Below are 15440 nucleotides of genomic sequence, written 5' to 3' on the forward strand. Positions count from 1 at the left end.
GGGGCGGCACGAGGGTGCGCGGAGCGGCGGGGCGGCGCGAGGGGGTGCGGAGCCGCACGGCGATCGGCTGAGCGCGAGGGGGTGCGGAGGCGCTGGGCGGTCGGCAACTCCTGCCCCGTGCCTCGTGGATCCGCGACACGCCGCGTGGGCGGCGCGGGTCGCGGCGGGAGGCAGGAGTTGCCGACGACAGACGGGCCCCCGTCGTGCAACGCGTGCACGACGGGGGCCCGTCTCGGAGGGGCGGGCGCGAGGCGCCCCGGCGGCTACGCGCCGAGCAGCTGCTCGGCCAGGTAGGCGCGCAGCCCGGCCAGGGGGATGCGCTGCTGGGCCATGGTGTCGCGCTCGCGCACGGTCACGGCGTCGTCCTCGAGCGAGTCGAAGTCGACCGTGACGCAGAACGGCGTGCCGATCTCGTCCTGGCGGCGGTAGCGTCGGCCGATGGCGCCCGCGTCGTCGAAGTCGATGTTCCAGTACTTGCGGAGGTCGGCGGCGAGCCCGCGGGCCATCGGCGACAGCTGCTCGTTGCGGCTGAGCGGCAGCACGGCCACCTTGATCGGTGCCAGGCGACGGTCGAGCTTCAGCACGGTGCGCTTGTCGACGCCGCCCTTGGCGTTCGGCGCCTCGTCCTCGGTGTAGGCGTCGACGAGGAACGCCATGAGCGAGCGGGTGAGACCTGCCGCGGGCTCGATGACGTAGGGGGTCCAGCGCTCGTTCTTGGCCTGGTCGAAGTAGGTCAGGTCTTTGCCCGAGGCGGCGGCATGGGTCTTGAGGTCGTAGTCGGTGCGGTTCGCGATGCCCTCGAGCTCGCCGAACTCGCCGCCGGCGAACCGGAAGCGGTACTCGATGTCGACGGTGCGCTTGGAGTAGTGCGAGAGCTTCTCGGCCGCGTGCTCGTAGAGGCGCAGGTTCTCGGGGTCGATGCCGAGGTCGACGTACCACTGGAACCGCTGGTCGATCCAGTACTGGTGCCACTCTTCGTCGCTGCCGGGCTCGACGAAGAACTCCATCTCCATCTGCTCGAACTCGCGCGTGCGGAAGATGAAGTTGCCGGGCGTGATCTCGTTGCGGAAGCTCTTGCCGATCTGGCCGATGCCGAACGGCGGCTTGATGCGCGACGACTGCAGGATGTTGTCGAAGTTGGTGAAGATGCCCTGCGCGGTCTCGGGTCGCAGGTACGCCATGCCCTGCTCGTTGTCGACCGGGCCGAGGAAGGTCTTGAGCAGACCGGAGAAGTTCTGCGGTTCGGTCCACGAGCCGGGCTGGCCCGTGTCGGGGTCGCGGACGTCGGCCAGGCCGTTCTCGGGCGGGTGGCCGTGCTTGGCCTCGTACGCCTCGAGCAGGTGGTCGGCGCGGTAGCGCTTGTGGGTGTGCAGCGACTCGACCAGCGGGTCGCTGAAGACCTCGACGTGCCCGGAGGCCTCCCACACCTGGCGCGGCAGGATGACCGCCGAGTCGAGGCCGACGACGTCGTCGCGGCCCTGCACCATGGTCTGCCACCACTGACGCTTGATGTTCTCCTTCAGGGCGACGCCGAGGGGCCCGTAGTCCCAAGCCGAGCGCGAACCGCCGTAGATCTCTCCCGACTGGAAGACGAAGCCGCGGCGCTTGGCCAGGGCGATGACGGAATCGAGACGGTTGGGTGCTGCCACGTGTGATGCTCCGATGAGTTGAGGCCCGAGCTGGGTGCCCGGTCGGTCGAGGTACCCGGCAACTCTACCGGCGGTGCGTCACCGGCCGAGCGCGACGGCGACGGCCTCGACGTCGCCCTCGTCGTTCCAGAGGTGGAAGGCCACGCGGACGCGACCGGCGCGCCCCGAGACCACGAGACCGGCGTCGCCGAGGAGGCGCTGGTCGCGTCCGTCGGGATCGGCCCAGGTCACGATCGCGCGGCCCTGCGCCTCGATCCCGAGCCGCGAGCAGAGCGCGTCGCCCGTCCCGGCGGCGTGCGCCCAGGTCTCGTCGGGGTCGAGCGCGGCGAACGTCGTGAGCGCGGGCAGCGCCCCGGCCCAGGCCTGCCAGGCGGGCGACACGTCGAAGGCCCGCGCGTCCGTGGCGAGGCTCATGTCGGGGCCGTAGCACGAGGCCCACACGTCATCGCCCGCGTACCAGCCGGCCTGGGCCGGGACCATGGCCTCCTGCAGCCGCTCCCCCACGGTGAGGAACGCCACCCCTCGCGGGCAGCACAACCACTTGTAGGCGTGCGTGACGCTGGCGTCGTACCGCGAGGCGTCGACGGGCCGCACGCCCGCCGCCTGCGTGAGGTCGCACAGCGTCAACGCCCCGTGTCGGGCCGCCGCGGCGACGATGGCGGCGTCGTCGGCGACCTCGCCGGTGGCGGACTGGACGGCCGACCAGGCCACGAGGTGCGTGCCGGGCCCGACGGAGCCGGCCAGCTCGGCCAGCGGGACGCTCCGCACCCGGACGCCCCGCGCCTCCTGCACCACGAAGGGGTAGACGATCGAGCTGAAGTCGCCCGTGGGCACCAGCACCTCGGCGCCGTCCGGGACCGAGGCCGCGATGACGGCGACCATCGCCGACGTCTGCGACGCGATGGCCACGCGGTCGACGCCGACCCGGGCCAGTCGGGCGAAGGCCGCACGCGCCTCCTCGACGACGGCGCCGTAGGCGACCGGGCCGGCCCGACCGGACGACCACCGGTCGAGGTCGGCGCGCGACGCCTCGACCGTGGACCGCAGCGGCAGGCCCATGGTGCAGGCGGCGAGGTAACCCGGTGCCGGGGCGAAGAGGTCGGGTCGGGGCTCGGTCATGTCCTCAGGTTCCCCCCGTCGAGACCGGAGGACAACCACCAGTGTCTGAGGCCGATCATCACCACGGCTTATGATTCGACCGTGCCCGACGATCTCGACCTCGCGTCCTTGCGCGTCGTCCGCGCCGTGGCCGACACCGGCACCATCACGGCGGCGGCCGCCCTGCTCGGCTACAGCCAACCCGCCGTCAGCCAGCAGCTGCGTCGAGCCGAACGCCAGGTCGGGCAACCGCTCGTGCTCCGCGCCGGGCGCGGCGTCGCCCTCACCGAGGCCGGGCACAGGCTCGCCGCGCACGCCGTCCACGTGCAGGCGGCCCTCGACGCCGCGCGGCAGGACCTCGACGACCTGGGCGGCGTCGCCACGGGCCACGTCACCCTGGCCGGGTTCCCCAGCGCGTCGTCGACGATCGTCCCCGACGTGCTCTCGCGCCTGCGGGACCGACACCCGGGCCTCACGGTCGACTACGTCGAGGCGGAACCCCCGGAGGCGCTGGCACGACTGCGCGACGGCTCGGCGGACGTCGCGGTCACCTTCCGTCACGGGGGCGACCCCGGGGGCGAACGCGACCTCGACGGTCTGCTGCACCGCGCCTCCTTCGTCGACCGCACGGTGCTCGCCGTGCCGTCTGCCCACCCGTTCACGCGAGGCGACGACTTCGGCGGCCTCGCGCACGAGAGGTGGATCGGCGGATGCCCCCGCTGCCGGAGCCAACTGCTCGCGACCTGCGCCGCGTCCGGGTTCGAGCCCGAGATCGTGCTCGAGACCGACAACGCCCTGGCCGTGCTCGGCCTCGTCGCGGCGGGCCTCGGCGTCGCCCTGCTGCCGGGGCTCTCGCTCGTGTCCGCCGCCGTGCCTCGCGGGGTGCGGGTGGTGGAGCTCGACGACGGCCTCGCCCGCGTCGTGCACGTGGTCCACGGGCGTGGGGGTGACCGCGTGCCGAGCGTGCGGGCGGTCCTCGACGCCTTCGAGCAGGTGGACGGCGACGCGCTGGGCCTCGTGCCGGCGCCACGGGGCGAGCCGTCCGTGCCTCCGGGTTAGGCTGGCCCGACGAACCAGGAGAGGTGCAGGTCGTGCGCACAAGACTGACCGTCGGCATCGCCGTCTCGGTGCTGGCCCTCGTCGGGCTGACCGGCTGCTTCCCGAGCCTCGACGACCTCACGCCGGCCGGTGCGGGCGGATCGGCGTCGACCCCCGGCCCGGGAGCCACCGGCGCGCCGCAGCCCCAGGTCACCGGGGCTCCCGGCACCGGCGGCGGCACGGGGTCGCAGCCCGACGCCCTCGCCCCCGGAGGCACGCTGCTCGGCCAGGTCAACTACAAGGACCTCACCATCTACGTCTACGGCGTCGGCGAGCTGACGACCTCGGCGCCCTCGATCTACGCCCGCCCCGACGGCACCGACCCCTACCCCGCGGGCACCGACGTCGAGGTCACGGCCTACGTGCTGACGAACAACTCGCAGCGTCGGCTCGACCTGACCGACCTGAGCGCCGACTACTCGTCGTACGGCAACGACCTCGCCACGCAGGACGTCTTCGCCGGGCAGGATCTGTTGACCCAGCTGGGCTACGAGACCTCGCTCGAGTCGAAGTTCCCCGCCGACAGCGCGAACTGGTACCTGCTGCCGGGCGAGTCGACCGTCTTCGCCAACGCCTGGTTCCACCGGGCGAGCGACGGACCGCTGACCCTGCAGTTCCTGTGGCCGGCCGAGCGGATCTTCCTGGGCGCGAACATCCAGTTCTGACGGGCGTCCGGTCAGGCCGGACCGGGGGCGTCCACCGCTCCCCCGAAACGACGGGTGCGCGAGGCATAGGTCTCGACGGCCTGCCAGAGGTCGGTCCGGGTGAAGTCCGGCCACAGCCGGTCGAGGAACACCATCTCGGCGTAGGCGGACTGCCAGAGCATGAAGTTGCTCGTGCGCTGCTCGCCCGAGCTGCGCACGAAGAGGTCGACGTCGGGCAGTTCGGGAGCGTACAGCCGCTTCTGGATCAGCTTCTCGCCGACGGCCGAGGGCTTGAGCCGACCGGCGGCGACGTCGTCGGCGATCGAGCGCACCGCGTCGGCGATCTCGGTCCGCCCGCCGTAGTTGACGCACATCGTCAACGTCAGGACGTCGTTGCCCTGGGTCAGCTCTTCGGCGAACTGCAGTTCCCTGATCACCGACCCCCACAGCCGCGGCTTCCGCCCGGCCCAGCGGACCCGCACGCCCCAGGCGTTCAGCTGGTCGCGACGTCGGTGCAGCACGTCACGGTTGAAGCCCATCAGGAAGCGCACCTCGTCGGGCGAGCGCTTCCAGTTCTCGGTCGAGAACGCGTACACGCTGAGGTGCTTCACGCCGATCTGGATCGCCCCGGCGACCACGTCGAGCAGCGACATCTCGCCGGCCTTGTGGCCCTCGACGCGGGTGAGCCCGCGCCCGTTCGCCCAGCGGCCGTTGCCGTCCATCACGATCGCGACGTGCTCGGGCACTCCGCCCCGCGGCATCTCGGGCGGGTGGACGCCCGTCCAGTCGAGGGGGCGGAAGTCGGCGGCGTCGCGGTGGGTCTTCTTCACGGTCTCTCTCTTCCGGGCACCCGGTCGACGTGCTGCAGCGATCGCAGTCCCCGTTCGAGGTGCCACTGCGTGTAGGCGGCGACGACGCCGCTCGCCTGGTTGCGGGTCGCGTCGGGTGCGTCCTCGGCGTGGTCCCAGTCCCCCGTGAGCAGCGCGCCCAACAAGGCCAGCGCCTCCTGCGTCAAGCGCGGAGCGCCGGGAGGCGCGTGCGAGTCGGCCACCACGCCACCGAGCTGGACGACGAAGGCCGAGTGCGGCCCGGGGGCACCGGTCACGGCGCAGTCGCCGAAGCTCGGCGACCAGCCTGCGATGCTGAGCGCACGCAAGAGGTACGAGTCGAGCGTGAGCTGGGGGGCGTGTTCGTGCCGCGCGAGCGAGCGGAGGGCCCCGACGAGCAGGAGGTACTGCTGCAGACCCGCCTCGGCCTCGGTCAGCTTGTCGGCCGTCTCGACCATCACGCTGCCGGCCGTGTAGCTCTCGTAGTCGGCCGCGATCACGGCACCGTACGAGCCGAGCGACTCGGCCTGCTGCACGATGTCGAGCGAGCGGCCCTCGTAGAGCTGCAGGTCGGCGACCATCATCGGCTCGAGGCGCGCCCCGAACTTCGACGCCGTCCGTCGGACGCCCTTGGCCACGGCCCGGATCTTGCCGTGGTTGCGGCTGAGCATCGTGAGGATGCGGTCGGCCTCACCCAGCTTGTGGGTGCGCAGCACGACGCATTCATCACGGTAGACGGGCACCGACCAAGCATCGCACGCGTGGTACAAACGTCAGGTGCACGCCACAGCCTTCGCCGTACCCCTGTGGGTGGACCTCCTCGCCGTCGGCATCGGCAGCCTGCAGGGGGCGATGTTCGCGTCGGAGTACAAGGACCGCCGTCTCGACCTGCTCGGCATCGCCATCATCGGGATCGCCACCGGGCTCGGCGGCGGCGTGCTGCGCGACGTGTTGCTCGGCGAGGTGCCGCGCGCCATGTCGAGCAACTGGTACCTTCTCGTCGCCGTCGCCGCGGCGATCGTCGGCATGGCGCTCCAGCGCGTGTTCACCCGGCTGGCCGGGGTCATCACCGTGCTCGACGCGCTGACCATCGGCCTGCTCGGCGCGATCGGGTCGACCAAGGCCCTCTCGCTCGGACTGCCCGAGATCCCGGCCGTGTTCGTCGGGGTCATCGCGGCCGTCGGCGGCTCGGTGCTCCGCGACCTGCTGATGAACCTCACCATCGCGATGATGCACGTGGGATCGCTCTACGCCGTGGCGGCGGCCGGCGGCACCGTCGTGCTGGTCGTTGCCGTGACGCTCGGCGCACCCGTGGCCGTCTCCGCGATCGCGGGCACGTCGATCACCCTGGTCATCCGCATGCTGGCGGTGCGGTTCGGCTGGACCCTGCCCGAGCAGCGTGCCCTCAGCCGGCTGCCCCGCTGGCGTCGTCCGCGCTGAGTCCGGCTGCCGTCTCGGCGCCCGGGCCCGTCGCCGGGTCTCGATGCCGGGCCCGTCACCGGGTCTCGACGCTGGGCCCGTCGCCGGGCTCGGCATCGGGCCGGTCGCCGGGCACGTCGCCCCTCGTCGGGCCCGTCGCCCCTCGTCGGGCCCGTCGTCCTTCGTCGGGCCCGGGCCGCACCCCGTCGGCAACTCCTGCCCCCTGCGCCAGCACACCCCGACACGCCGCACACCCGCACCCCCGCACGACACCAGGCAGGAGTTGCCCGCACCCGTCGGCAACTCCTGCCCCCTGCGCCAGCACACCCCGACACGCCGCACACCCGCACCCCCGCACGACACCGGGCAGGAGTTGCCCGCACCCGTCGGGAACTCCTCCCCCCCCCTGCGCCAGCGCACCCCGACACGCCGCACATCGGCGCCTGCGCCCTACACGAGGCAGGAGTTGCCGACACCCGCAGGCGCGACACTGCCGGCACGACGACGCCCCCGGTGCCGCGAGGGCACCGGGGGCGGGTCGGGCGGGTCGGGTCGCGTGGGTCGGGTCGGGCGGGTCGGGTCGGGGCGGCCGCTCAGACCGACGCGAGCTCGCGCACGTCGGTCGTCGTGCGGATGGCGCGGTTCACCGCCGAGACGATGGCCTTGAGCGACGCCGTCGAGATGTCGGCGTCGATGCCGACTCCCCAGAGCCGGGTGCCGTCGACATCGAGCTCGACGTAGGCCGCGGCCTGGGCGTCGCCCGAGGCGCTGAGGGTGTGCTCGACGTAGTCGTACAGCTTGACCTGGACGCCCTGCTCGGCGAGGACGGCGATGAACGCCGCGATGGGCCCCGTGCCCCGGGCCGACGTCGACTCGACCGTCTCGCCGACCCGCAGGTCGACGTCGAGGACGGTTTCGCCCGACATGTCGCTCGCGGTGCTCGTCCGGGTCAACTCGAAGCGACCCCACTTGTCGTCGGCCTCGTCGGCGGGGAGGTACTCGTCCTGGAAGATCGACCAGATGTGGGCGCTCGTCATCTCGCCCCCCTCCTGGTCGGTACGCGACTGCACGACGCCGCTGAACTCGATCTGCAGCTTGCGCGGCAGGTCGATGGCATGGTCGGCCTTCAGCAGGTAGGCCACGCCGCCCTTGCCCGACTGCGAGTTGACGCGGATGACCGCCTCGTAGCTGCGTCCCAGGTCTTTGGGGTCGACCGGCAGGTACGGTACCGCCCACTCGAGCGCGTCGACGTCGACCCCGCGCGACGCCGCGGTCGCGGCCATGGCCTCGAAGCCCTTCTTGATGGCGTCCTGGTGCGAACCGGAGAACGCCGTGTAGACGAGGTCGCCGGCCCAGGGGCTGCGCTCGTGCACGGGCAGCTGGTTGCAGTGCTCGGCGGTGCGCTTGACCATGTCGAGGTCGCTGAAGTCGATCTGCGGGTCGATGCCCTGGGTGAACAGGTTGATGCCCAGCGCGACGAGGTCGACGTTGCCCGTGCGCTCGCCGTTGCCGAAGAGGCAGCCCTCGATGCGGTCGGCGCCGGCCAGGTAGCCCAGCTCGGCGGCCGCGATGCCGGTGCCCCGGTCGTTGTGCGGGTGCAGCGACAGGATGACGCTGTCGCGGCGGGCCAGGTGACGGTGCATCCACTCGATCGAGTCGGCGTAGACGTTGGGGGTCGCCATCTCGACCGTCGCCGGCAGGTTGACGATCACCGGTCGTGAGGGCGTCGCGTCGAAGGCCTCGATCACCTGGTTGCAGATGTCGAGCGCGAAGTCGAGCTCGGTGCCGGTGTAGCTCTCGGGCGAGTACTCGTAGAACACGGCCGTCTCGGGGATGGTCTTCTCGGCCTCGAGGCACAGGCGGACGCCCTCGAGGGCGATGTCGACGATGCCCTGCCGGTCGGTGCGGAACACGACGTCCCGTTGCAGCACGCTCGTCGAGTTGTACAGGTGGACGATGGCCTGCTTGGCGCCGGCGATCGACTCGTAGGTGCGGGCGATCAGGTGCTCGCGCGCCTGGGTCAGCACCTGGATCGTCACGTCGTCGGGGATGGCCCCCTCGTCGATGAGGCTGCGGACGAAGTCGAAGTCGGTCTGCGAGGCGCTCGGGAAGCCGACCTCGATCTCTTTGTAGCCCATGCCGACCAGCAGGTCGAACATGATGCGCTTGCGCTCCGGGCTCATCGGGTCGATCAGCGCCTGGTTGCCGTCGCGCAGGTCGACGGCGCACCAGCGGGGCGCCTCGGTGATGCGCTTCGACGGCCAGGTGCGATCGGGCAGGTCGACGGCGATCTGCTCGTGGAAGGGCCGGTACTTGTGGATCGGCATGGCCGACGGCTGCTGTGCGTTCTTCATGTCCTGTGGTCTCTCTCGCCCTCGAGGGGCTGCTCTTCGCGGGGGTGTCGGCCGACGACGAACTCCGCGACGAGGGGGGCCTGGGTCAGGACTCGCCGCGGCAGCTAAGGAGGAGCAGGCCGGTGAACACGTGACGAGGCTAGCACCGACCGAGGAGGCGCGGGTCGTCGCGGACCGGCACCGCGCCTCCTCGGCTCCCCCGCCCGATCAGACCACCGTGCGGACGAGCCGCACGACGGCCCCGACCGAGAGGTCGGGCAGGTAGGCGCGACCGAGCGCCGTGCCGATGGCCGGGAGCTGCACCGGATCGGGGAACGCCATGACGAGCGGGACGAAGTCGGGCTGGAACTTCTTCTTGAACGCCAGGAGGGTCCGGAACCCGTAGGCCGGCTCCAGCACGCGCCCGAGGAAGGCGAGCACGCGCTCCGTCTGCGTCGACGGCCCGTCGGACGGCGCACCGCTCGCCAGCGGCGCCGCCGACAGGCTCAGGAACTCGACGCCCTGCTCCTTCATCGCCAGGGCCGACGAGGCGATGACGAACTCCATGACGCCGTTCATGCTGTCCGGCCGACGCCGCATGAAGTCGAGCGTCCAGCCGACGACGACCCCGTCGCGCCACGAGGGCAGCCAGCTCGTCACGGCCTGGACCGAGTCGTCCTCGTCGAGGGCGAGCATCAGCGCCACGTCGGGGTCGCGCAACTCGTCGACGCCACCGAGGGTGAAGCCCATCTCGGGCAGGTCCTTCTCGGCGACCCACTGCTCGCTGATCTCGCCGATCTGGCGGGCGACGGCGGGACGGAGGTCGGCGTACCGGGTCCATTCGGCCCGGACGCCGTTCTTCGTCGCACGGTTGATGCTCGACCGGACGTCCTGCCACTTCTTGCCCGTCATCGCGAAGGTGGCCGGGTGCAGCACCGTCTCCTCGCCGACGGGCAGCGTCGCCCACCCCATCTCGTCGTAGAGGGGCGAGAGCTCGCCGCGCACGCTGTAGAAGACCGGGGTGAGGCCCTGGTCGTCGCACCACCGGGCGAACTCGCGGGTCACCTCGCGGAGCCGGTCGGCCGCGCAGAGCGGCTCGCCCGTGGTGATCGCGATGCCCGCGACGACGCGATAGGCCACCGCGGCGAGGCCGTCCTCCGTGAACCAGTACCGGTTGCCCTCCCAGAGGGCCATGTGCGACAGCGTGCCGGGGGTCCCGCGGTGGACGATGTCGCGCACCTGGGTGCGCGCCGCGTCGGGACGGACGTCCCCCGGCCGGGTCGCGCCCACCCCGAGCCCGACCAGGACGACGAGCCACCAGACCGGCCCCACCCACTCGAAGGCGGCCCGGACGAGCCCGCCGTCCGGCACCGGTCCGATGCGGGTGAGCCCGACGAACCCGACCGGCACGAAGCGTTCGGGCACGTCCAGCAGCAACGTCCACGGTTCGATCGTCGGGACGAAGGAGGCGCGCCCCAGCCACCCGACGACGGCGAACGTCACCGCCAGCACCAGACCCGACAGCACGACGACGAGCGCGAACCGCGGTCGTCGCGTCCCCTCGGCACCGACGCCGAAATGACGGCGCAGGAGGAACAGCCCGAGGGCCACCGTGGCCGGCACGGCGACCGCCAGGACGGCGAGCACCACCCTCTCGACCACGTGTCGGGGCTGGTCGACCACCGGGTCGGTCGTGACGGGCAGCACCACGTAGTACAGACCGGCGAAGAGGGCGAGGAGCCCGTTGACCGTGACGGCCACGTCGAGGGCGAGGCGACGTCCCCGCCGCAGGTACCAGGCGCAGAGCAGCAGCACGGCCAGCGGCAGCAGGCTCAGCAGGACCGTGGGGACGGTGTCGATGCCGGCGAGGGCCGCGGCGCGCGCGCAGGCTCCGATCGGAGGCGCGTGCCGATCCGGTGCACCCTGTCCCGCGGCCGCGCACGCGGCCGAGAGCGACCGCCCGGGGAGGACGTCGCGGAACAGCATGCCGAGGGGCGAGAGGGCCCCGATCGGGCTGCGGGTGAGGAGGGTCAGGACGGGACCCAGCGCGGTCACCGCGACGATGGTCGACGCGAGGCGGCGTACCTCGTGGTGCGAACTGCGCGACCAGCCGCGTTCGGCAGGGCGACCGGTCAGCACCACCCCGAACGCGAGCCCGACGAGGGCGCCGATCAGCGCGTAGAGACCGGACGGGTGCCCGTCGTAGAGCACGAAGGCGAACACGCACGAGAATCCGACCAGCCGGATGCGCCGTCGCCAGAGGGGTCCGGAGAACGCGCTGGCGGTCATGATCGTGCCGAGGGCGGGGGTGAGCGGGTGGAGGGTGGACTCGGCCGCCACCTCGAGGGCCCAGGTCTCGCCGACCGCCTGCCCCAGGGCCTGCACCGCCACGCCGACCCCGGTCGCGACGACGGCCGTCACCAGGTAGGCGGCCACCGTGCGGGACCAGCCCATGCGATGCTCGGCGGTGCCCACGAGGACGAGCACGCCGACCACGGCCAGGACGAGCTGCGCGGGACTGCCGGCGAAGAACACCGAGCCGACGACGAGCAGCCATGAGGTGCGGTCCTCGAAGGGGTCGAGCCCTGCTCCGACGAGGTCGCGCAGCCGCTCGCTCGGCGCATGCGTCACGCTGCCCGAGGCGAGCGCGAGCACGACGAGCAGCAGCGCGAGGGCGAGACTGACGGGACGGCCGCCGACGAACGCCACCACGCGGGTCGCGACGCCGTCCACGAACCGGCGCGCACGCCCCGGCTCGTGGGGGTCGGGCTCGTGGGGTGCCGGCCCGGGGGGTGCCGTCGTGGAGGCCGTCGGCACCGTCGGTGCGCCGGCGCCGGCACCGGCGTCGGCTCCGGCCAGCTCGCCGCTCACGGTGTCTGCACCGTCGCGCTCAGGCCGAGGCGCGGGTAGAACTGTCCGATGCCGTGGGCGAAGCCGTTCGTCGCGGTCGTCCAGTCGTGCCCGCTGCCCGGGGACACGTAGCGCGTCACCGTCATGCCGGCCTTCGCCGCGGCCGCCGAGTTCGCGGTCATGATCTGGCCGTACCGACCGTCCGTGGCACCGACGGCGAAGAACGCCGCGGTGTCCTCGTAGGGCCCGTGCGCGGCCATGATCGCCTGCGGTTGGGCCGCCTCGTAGGCCGCTCGGTTCCCGGCGAAGCCCTGGTCGATCGTGGTCTTCTCGTCGCCGATCGAGGGGCCGAGCTCACCCGACACGTCGATGAAGGTCGAGAACAGGTCGGGCCGCGCCGACGCGAACTGGATCGAGCAGGTGCCCCCCTGCGAGAACCCACCGATCGCCCATGCCCGTGGCCCGGTGGCGACGTGGAAGTGACTCGTCATGTAGTCGACCACATCGGTGGTGATGTAGGTGGCGCTGTTGCCCAGGGCGCCGTCGACGCACATCGGGTTGTGGGCGTCGGCGCTCAGCTGGTCGGGCACGACGACGATCGGCGCGAGCCCGTGGTTCTTCGCCGCGAAGGCGTCCAGGGTCTCGACGAGGTGGCCGGCCGTGATCACCGAACTCGGTTCGGCCGGTTGTCCCGAGAGCATGATCATCACGGGAAGGGCGGGGGCGTCGGCCACGAGGGCCGCCGGGGGCAGGTAGACGACGGCGTCACGGGCGGGGAAGTGCGAGACGGCGCCGGGGATGGCCACGCTGCCGTACCGTCCCACGGCCGGGAGGTCGGCGGGGGCCTTCCAGGTCGACCAGAGGGTCGGGTCGAACTCCGTCGAGCCGGGCGCCGCGGACGGAGGCGCGGCGGCGGTCGCCGGGAGGGCGGGCACCTCGTCCCGACCGAGCGCCTGGGACAGGTTCTGGTAGACGCTGCCGTCCCGGTTCAGGGCGAGGCCCCCGGCCAGGGCGAAGACCAGGACGGCCAGGACGGCCACGATCTTCCGCCACCACCGGGTGCGGAACAGGTTGACGACGACGACAGCGACGCCGGCGACCACGGCGGCGACCCAGAGGCGATCCACCCAGGTGGGTGACAGGCCCAGCACGTCGCGTACGTCGCCGAGCCACCAGGTCGCGAGGGCGCCGAGGCCGGCCCCGAGCAGGACCGCGAGGGCGATCCACCGCCACCACGTGCGTCGGGTCCGCGGGCGGACGAGGAGCCCGACGGCGACGAGGGCGGCGACGACGTCCACCGTCAGCAGCATCGTCGTGGACAAGAGCGGAACCGACAGCAACCAGTCCATGCGAGAGCTTCTTTCGGCGGAGGATCGGGGTGATGGCCACCCAGGTGACACTCTGCCGCCTCGGAGTCTCTCGACACGAGCCGTGCCGCCCGGTCTCAGCAGCCTCATCAGGTGTGATCAGCCACCACACGGCACCGACACGTCGCACCGGGGCGCCCCGTCGGCGTCGGCCGTGGCAGCCCGCTCCAGCCGAACTACTCGGCGAGCCCGTGTTCGTACGCGTAGACCACCAGTTGCACCCGGTCGCGCAGGGACAACTTCGACAGGACCCGACTGATGTGGGTCTTGACCGTCGCCTCGCTGAGGAACTCCCGCGACGCGATCTCGGCGTTGCTGAGGCCCCGCGCCGCGAGGTCGAAGATGTCACGTTCCCGGGTGGTCAGGGTGCCGAACGACGCGGGCACGGCCCGGGCGCGTGAGGCCCGGCCGTCGAAGTGCTCGAAGAGTTCACGCGTGGCCGACGCCGCGATCACGGCGTTGCCCGCGTGCACGGTGCGGATCGCGGCGAGCAGGAACTCGGGGTCGGCGTCCTTCAGGACGAAGCCGCTCGCGCCTCCCCGGATGGCGCGGGTGGCGGCCTCGTCGAGGTCGAAGGTCGTCAGCACGATGATGCGCGGCGGGCGGCGGGAGGCCGTCTCGGCCTGCGCCAGGACGGCGGTGGTGGCCGCGATGCCGTCCATCACCGGCATGCGGATGTCCATGAGGACGACGTCGGGAGCGGTGCGCCCGACCATCGCCACGCCCTCCTCGCCGTTGCTGGCCTCGCCGACGAACTCGAGGTCGGGCTGCGAGCCGACGAGCATCTTGATGCCCGCACGGAACAGGGCCTGGTCGTCGACCAGGGCGACGCGGATGGGTGCCGTCGAACGGCCGGGCATGTCGATCATCGGATGCGTACCTCTTGGGTCAGTGCCAGGGTCGGCACGATGGCGTGGACGACGAAGCGTCCGTCGGCGTTCTGGGTGGTGAGCGAGCCGCCCGCCAGGGTGGCGCGCTCCCGCATGCCGTCGAGCCCGTGGCCGCCCCGTCGCTCGTCGCCGGACGTGTCGAGCGGACGCGTCGGCGGCCGCACGACGTTGGAGATCACGAGGTGCAACGCCTCGTAGCGCCAGTCGAAGTGGAGGCCGACGGGCTGGTCGACGGCACCGTGCCGCAGGACGTTGGTCAGGCTCTCCTGCACGATGCGGAACACGGCGAGCTGCCGGTTGGTCCCGAGGACCTGTGGTTCGCCGGTCACGAGCAGGTCGACCGTGAGACCCGACCCGCGCATCTGGTCGAGCAGACGGTCGAGGTCGCCGAGGGCGGGCTGGGGCGCCTCGCCCTGGCTGTGCCGCAGTTGACCCAGCAGCACCCGGACGTCGCCGAGGGCCTCCCGAGCCGTCGTGGCGATCGTCGTGAGCGCCCCGTCGACCGAGGTCGGGTCGACCCGGGCGGCGTACCGGGCCCCGTCGGCCTGGGCGATGACGACGGCCAGCGAGTGGGCGACCACGTCGTGCATGTCCCGGGCGATCCGGTTGCGTTCCTGCTCGACGGCGATGTCCCGCTCGGCCCGGGCGGCCTCGCGTTCGGCCCGCGCGGCGTCGTTCTCGGCCCGGGCGGTCTCGCGCTCGGCGATGAGCCGCGCCTCACGGCTGAGCCGCTCGGACCATCGCGCCCGGGCCAGCAGTCCCCCGGCCCAGGGCAGACCGAGCAGGGCGAGGAATCCGAGGAGGCTGATCCCCAGCTGCAGGAGGATGCGGACGACGTCGGTCACCGCATAGATGTCGTAGTCGACGCCGAACAGGCTCTGCTGCACGAACGAGAGGTAGAAGGTGCCCAGGAGGGCACCCACGCCCACGGAGACCAGGCCCGACCACTTCACCCGGTTCGTCCCGTACGCCGCCGTGGAGTACAGCACCGCGCAGATCGCGAGGTTCGTGACACCGGGCGTGCTGCCCGTGATCATCTGGGACGCGGCGACCAGCCAGGCGAGGGTCAGGGCGAGCCCCGGCGACAGGCGGCGCAGGGCGAACGTGACCGTCATGCCCAGCACGACGAACGGAGTCGTCACGACGCCGTCGGACAACACCAGGCCGACCACGCCGAGCAGGAACGCCGCCGACAGGTCGACGGCGACCTGGTAGGGCGCGAGGCGTCGGAAGATCACCCGACCACCGTACGACCTACGGCGGCC

12 protein-coding genes are annotated in these 15440 nt (G+C 72.2%); 3 read left to right on the forward strand and 9 right to left on the reverse strand.

The features are described 5' to 3' along the window. Nucleotides 1–263 precede the first annotated feature (263 nt). A complete protein-coding gene (locus IFT36_RS08160; RefSeq protein WP_056045637.1) occupies nucleotides 264–1649 on the reverse strand; it encodes a glycine--tRNA ligase in 1386 nt (461 codons plus the stop codon). 78 nt (nucleotides 1650–1727) lie between these two features. After that, on the reverse strand, nucleotides 1728–2768 hold the full coding sequence (locus IFT36_RS08165) for an aminotransferase class V-fold PLP-dependent enzyme (RefSeq protein ID WP_056047530.1): 1041 nt from the start codon (nucleotides 2766–2768) through the stop codon (nucleotides 1728–1730). An 81-nt stretch (nucleotides 2769–2849) separates the two neighbouring features. Between IFT36_RS08165 and IFT36_RS08170 the strand changes: the two genes are divergently transcribed. Then, the gene (locus tag IFT36_RS08170) at nucleotides 2850–3806 is read left to right on the forward strand and encodes a LysR family transcriptional regulator (RefSeq protein ID WP_235452491.1); all 957 of its coding nucleotides are present in this window, start codon (nucleotides 2850–2852) and stop codon (nucleotides 3804–3806) included. Between the two features lie 32 nt (nucleotides 3807–3838). Further along, nucleotides 3839–4510 (forward strand): hypothetical protein, encoded by a 672-nt coding sequence (locus IFT36_RS08175; RefSeq protein ID WP_148053616.1) that lies wholly within the window; start codon nucleotides 3839–3841, stop codon nucleotides 4508–4510. Between the two features lie 11 nt (nucleotides 4511–4521). Here IFT36_RS08175 and IFT36_RS08180 read toward each other — a convergent pair whose 3' ends face one another. Further along, nucleotides 4522–5319 (reverse strand): isoprenyl transferase, encoded by a 798-nt coding sequence (locus tag IFT36_RS08180; protein WP_307785064.1) that lies wholly within the window; start codon nucleotides 5317–5319, stop codon nucleotides 4522–4524. Then, the gene (recO, locus tag IFT36_RS08185) at nucleotides 5316–6059 is read right to left on the reverse strand and encodes a DNA repair protein RecO (protein WP_123570177.1); all 744 of its coding nucleotides are present in this window, start codon (nucleotides 6057–6059) and stop codon (nucleotides 5316–5318) included. The genes IFT36_RS08180 and recO overlap by 4 nt, the downstream gene beginning before the upstream one ends. A 34-nt stretch (nucleotides 6060–6093) precedes the next feature. Here recO and IFT36_RS08190 point away from each other — a divergent pair, with 34 nt between their 5' ends. Further along, nucleotides 6094–6756 carry a trimeric intracellular cation channel family protein gene (locus IFT36_RS08190; RefSeq protein ID WP_056045653.1) on the forward strand — a complete coding sequence of 221 codons (663 nt, stop codon included), beginning with the start codon at nucleotides 6094–6096 and terminating at the stop codon, nucleotides 6754–6756. 572 nt (nucleotides 6757–7328) lie between these two features. Here IFT36_RS08190 and leuA read toward each other — a convergent pair. The 5 genes from leuA to IFT36_RS16740 all read right to left on the reverse strand — a co-directional run bounded on the left by leuA (nucleotide 7329) and on the right by IFT36_RS16740 (nucleotide 15413). Continuing rightward, nucleotides 7329–9089, reverse strand: a complete 1761-nt coding sequence (gene leuA / locus IFT36_RS08195) for a 2-isopropylmalate synthase (RefSeq protein ID WP_200412855.1) — start codon at nucleotides 9087–9089, stop codon at nucleotides 7329–7331. 207 nt (nucleotides 9090–9296) lie between these two features. Next, a complete protein-coding gene (locus tag IFT36_RS16735; protein ID WP_200412856.1) occupies nucleotides 9297–11939 on the reverse strand; it encodes a bifunctional lysylphosphatidylglycerol flippase/synthetase MprF in 2643 nt (880 codons plus the stop codon). Next, nucleotides 11936–13267: an alpha/beta hydrolase gene (locus IFT36_RS08205; protein WP_200412857.1), complete on the reverse strand. Its 1332-nt coding sequence runs from the start codon at nucleotides 13265–13267 to the stop codon at nucleotides 11936–11938. Before IFT36_RS08205 ends, IFT36_RS16735 begins: the two co-directional genes overlap by 4 nt. A gap of 194 nt (nucleotides 13268–13461) precedes the next feature. Next, nucleotides 13462–14154 (reverse strand): response regulator, encoded by a 693-nt coding sequence (locus IFT36_RS08210; RefSeq protein WP_369794374.1) that lies wholly within the window; start codon nucleotides 14152–14154, stop codon nucleotides 13462–13464. Beyond that, complete coding sequence (locus IFT36_RS16740; protein WP_123570181.1) at nucleotides 14151–15413, reverse strand: sensor histidine kinase; 1263 nt, start codon at nucleotides 15411–15413, stop codon at nucleotides 14151–14153. Before IFT36_RS16740 ends, IFT36_RS08210 begins: the two co-directional genes overlap by 4 nt. Nucleotides 15414–15440: the final 27 nt, after the last annotated feature.

The sequence above is a fragment of the Frigoribacterium sp. CFBP 13605 genome (assembly GCF_014839405.1).
Classification (GTDB): Bacteria; Actinomycetota; Actinomycetes; order Actinomycetales; family Microbacteriaceae; genus Frigoribacterium.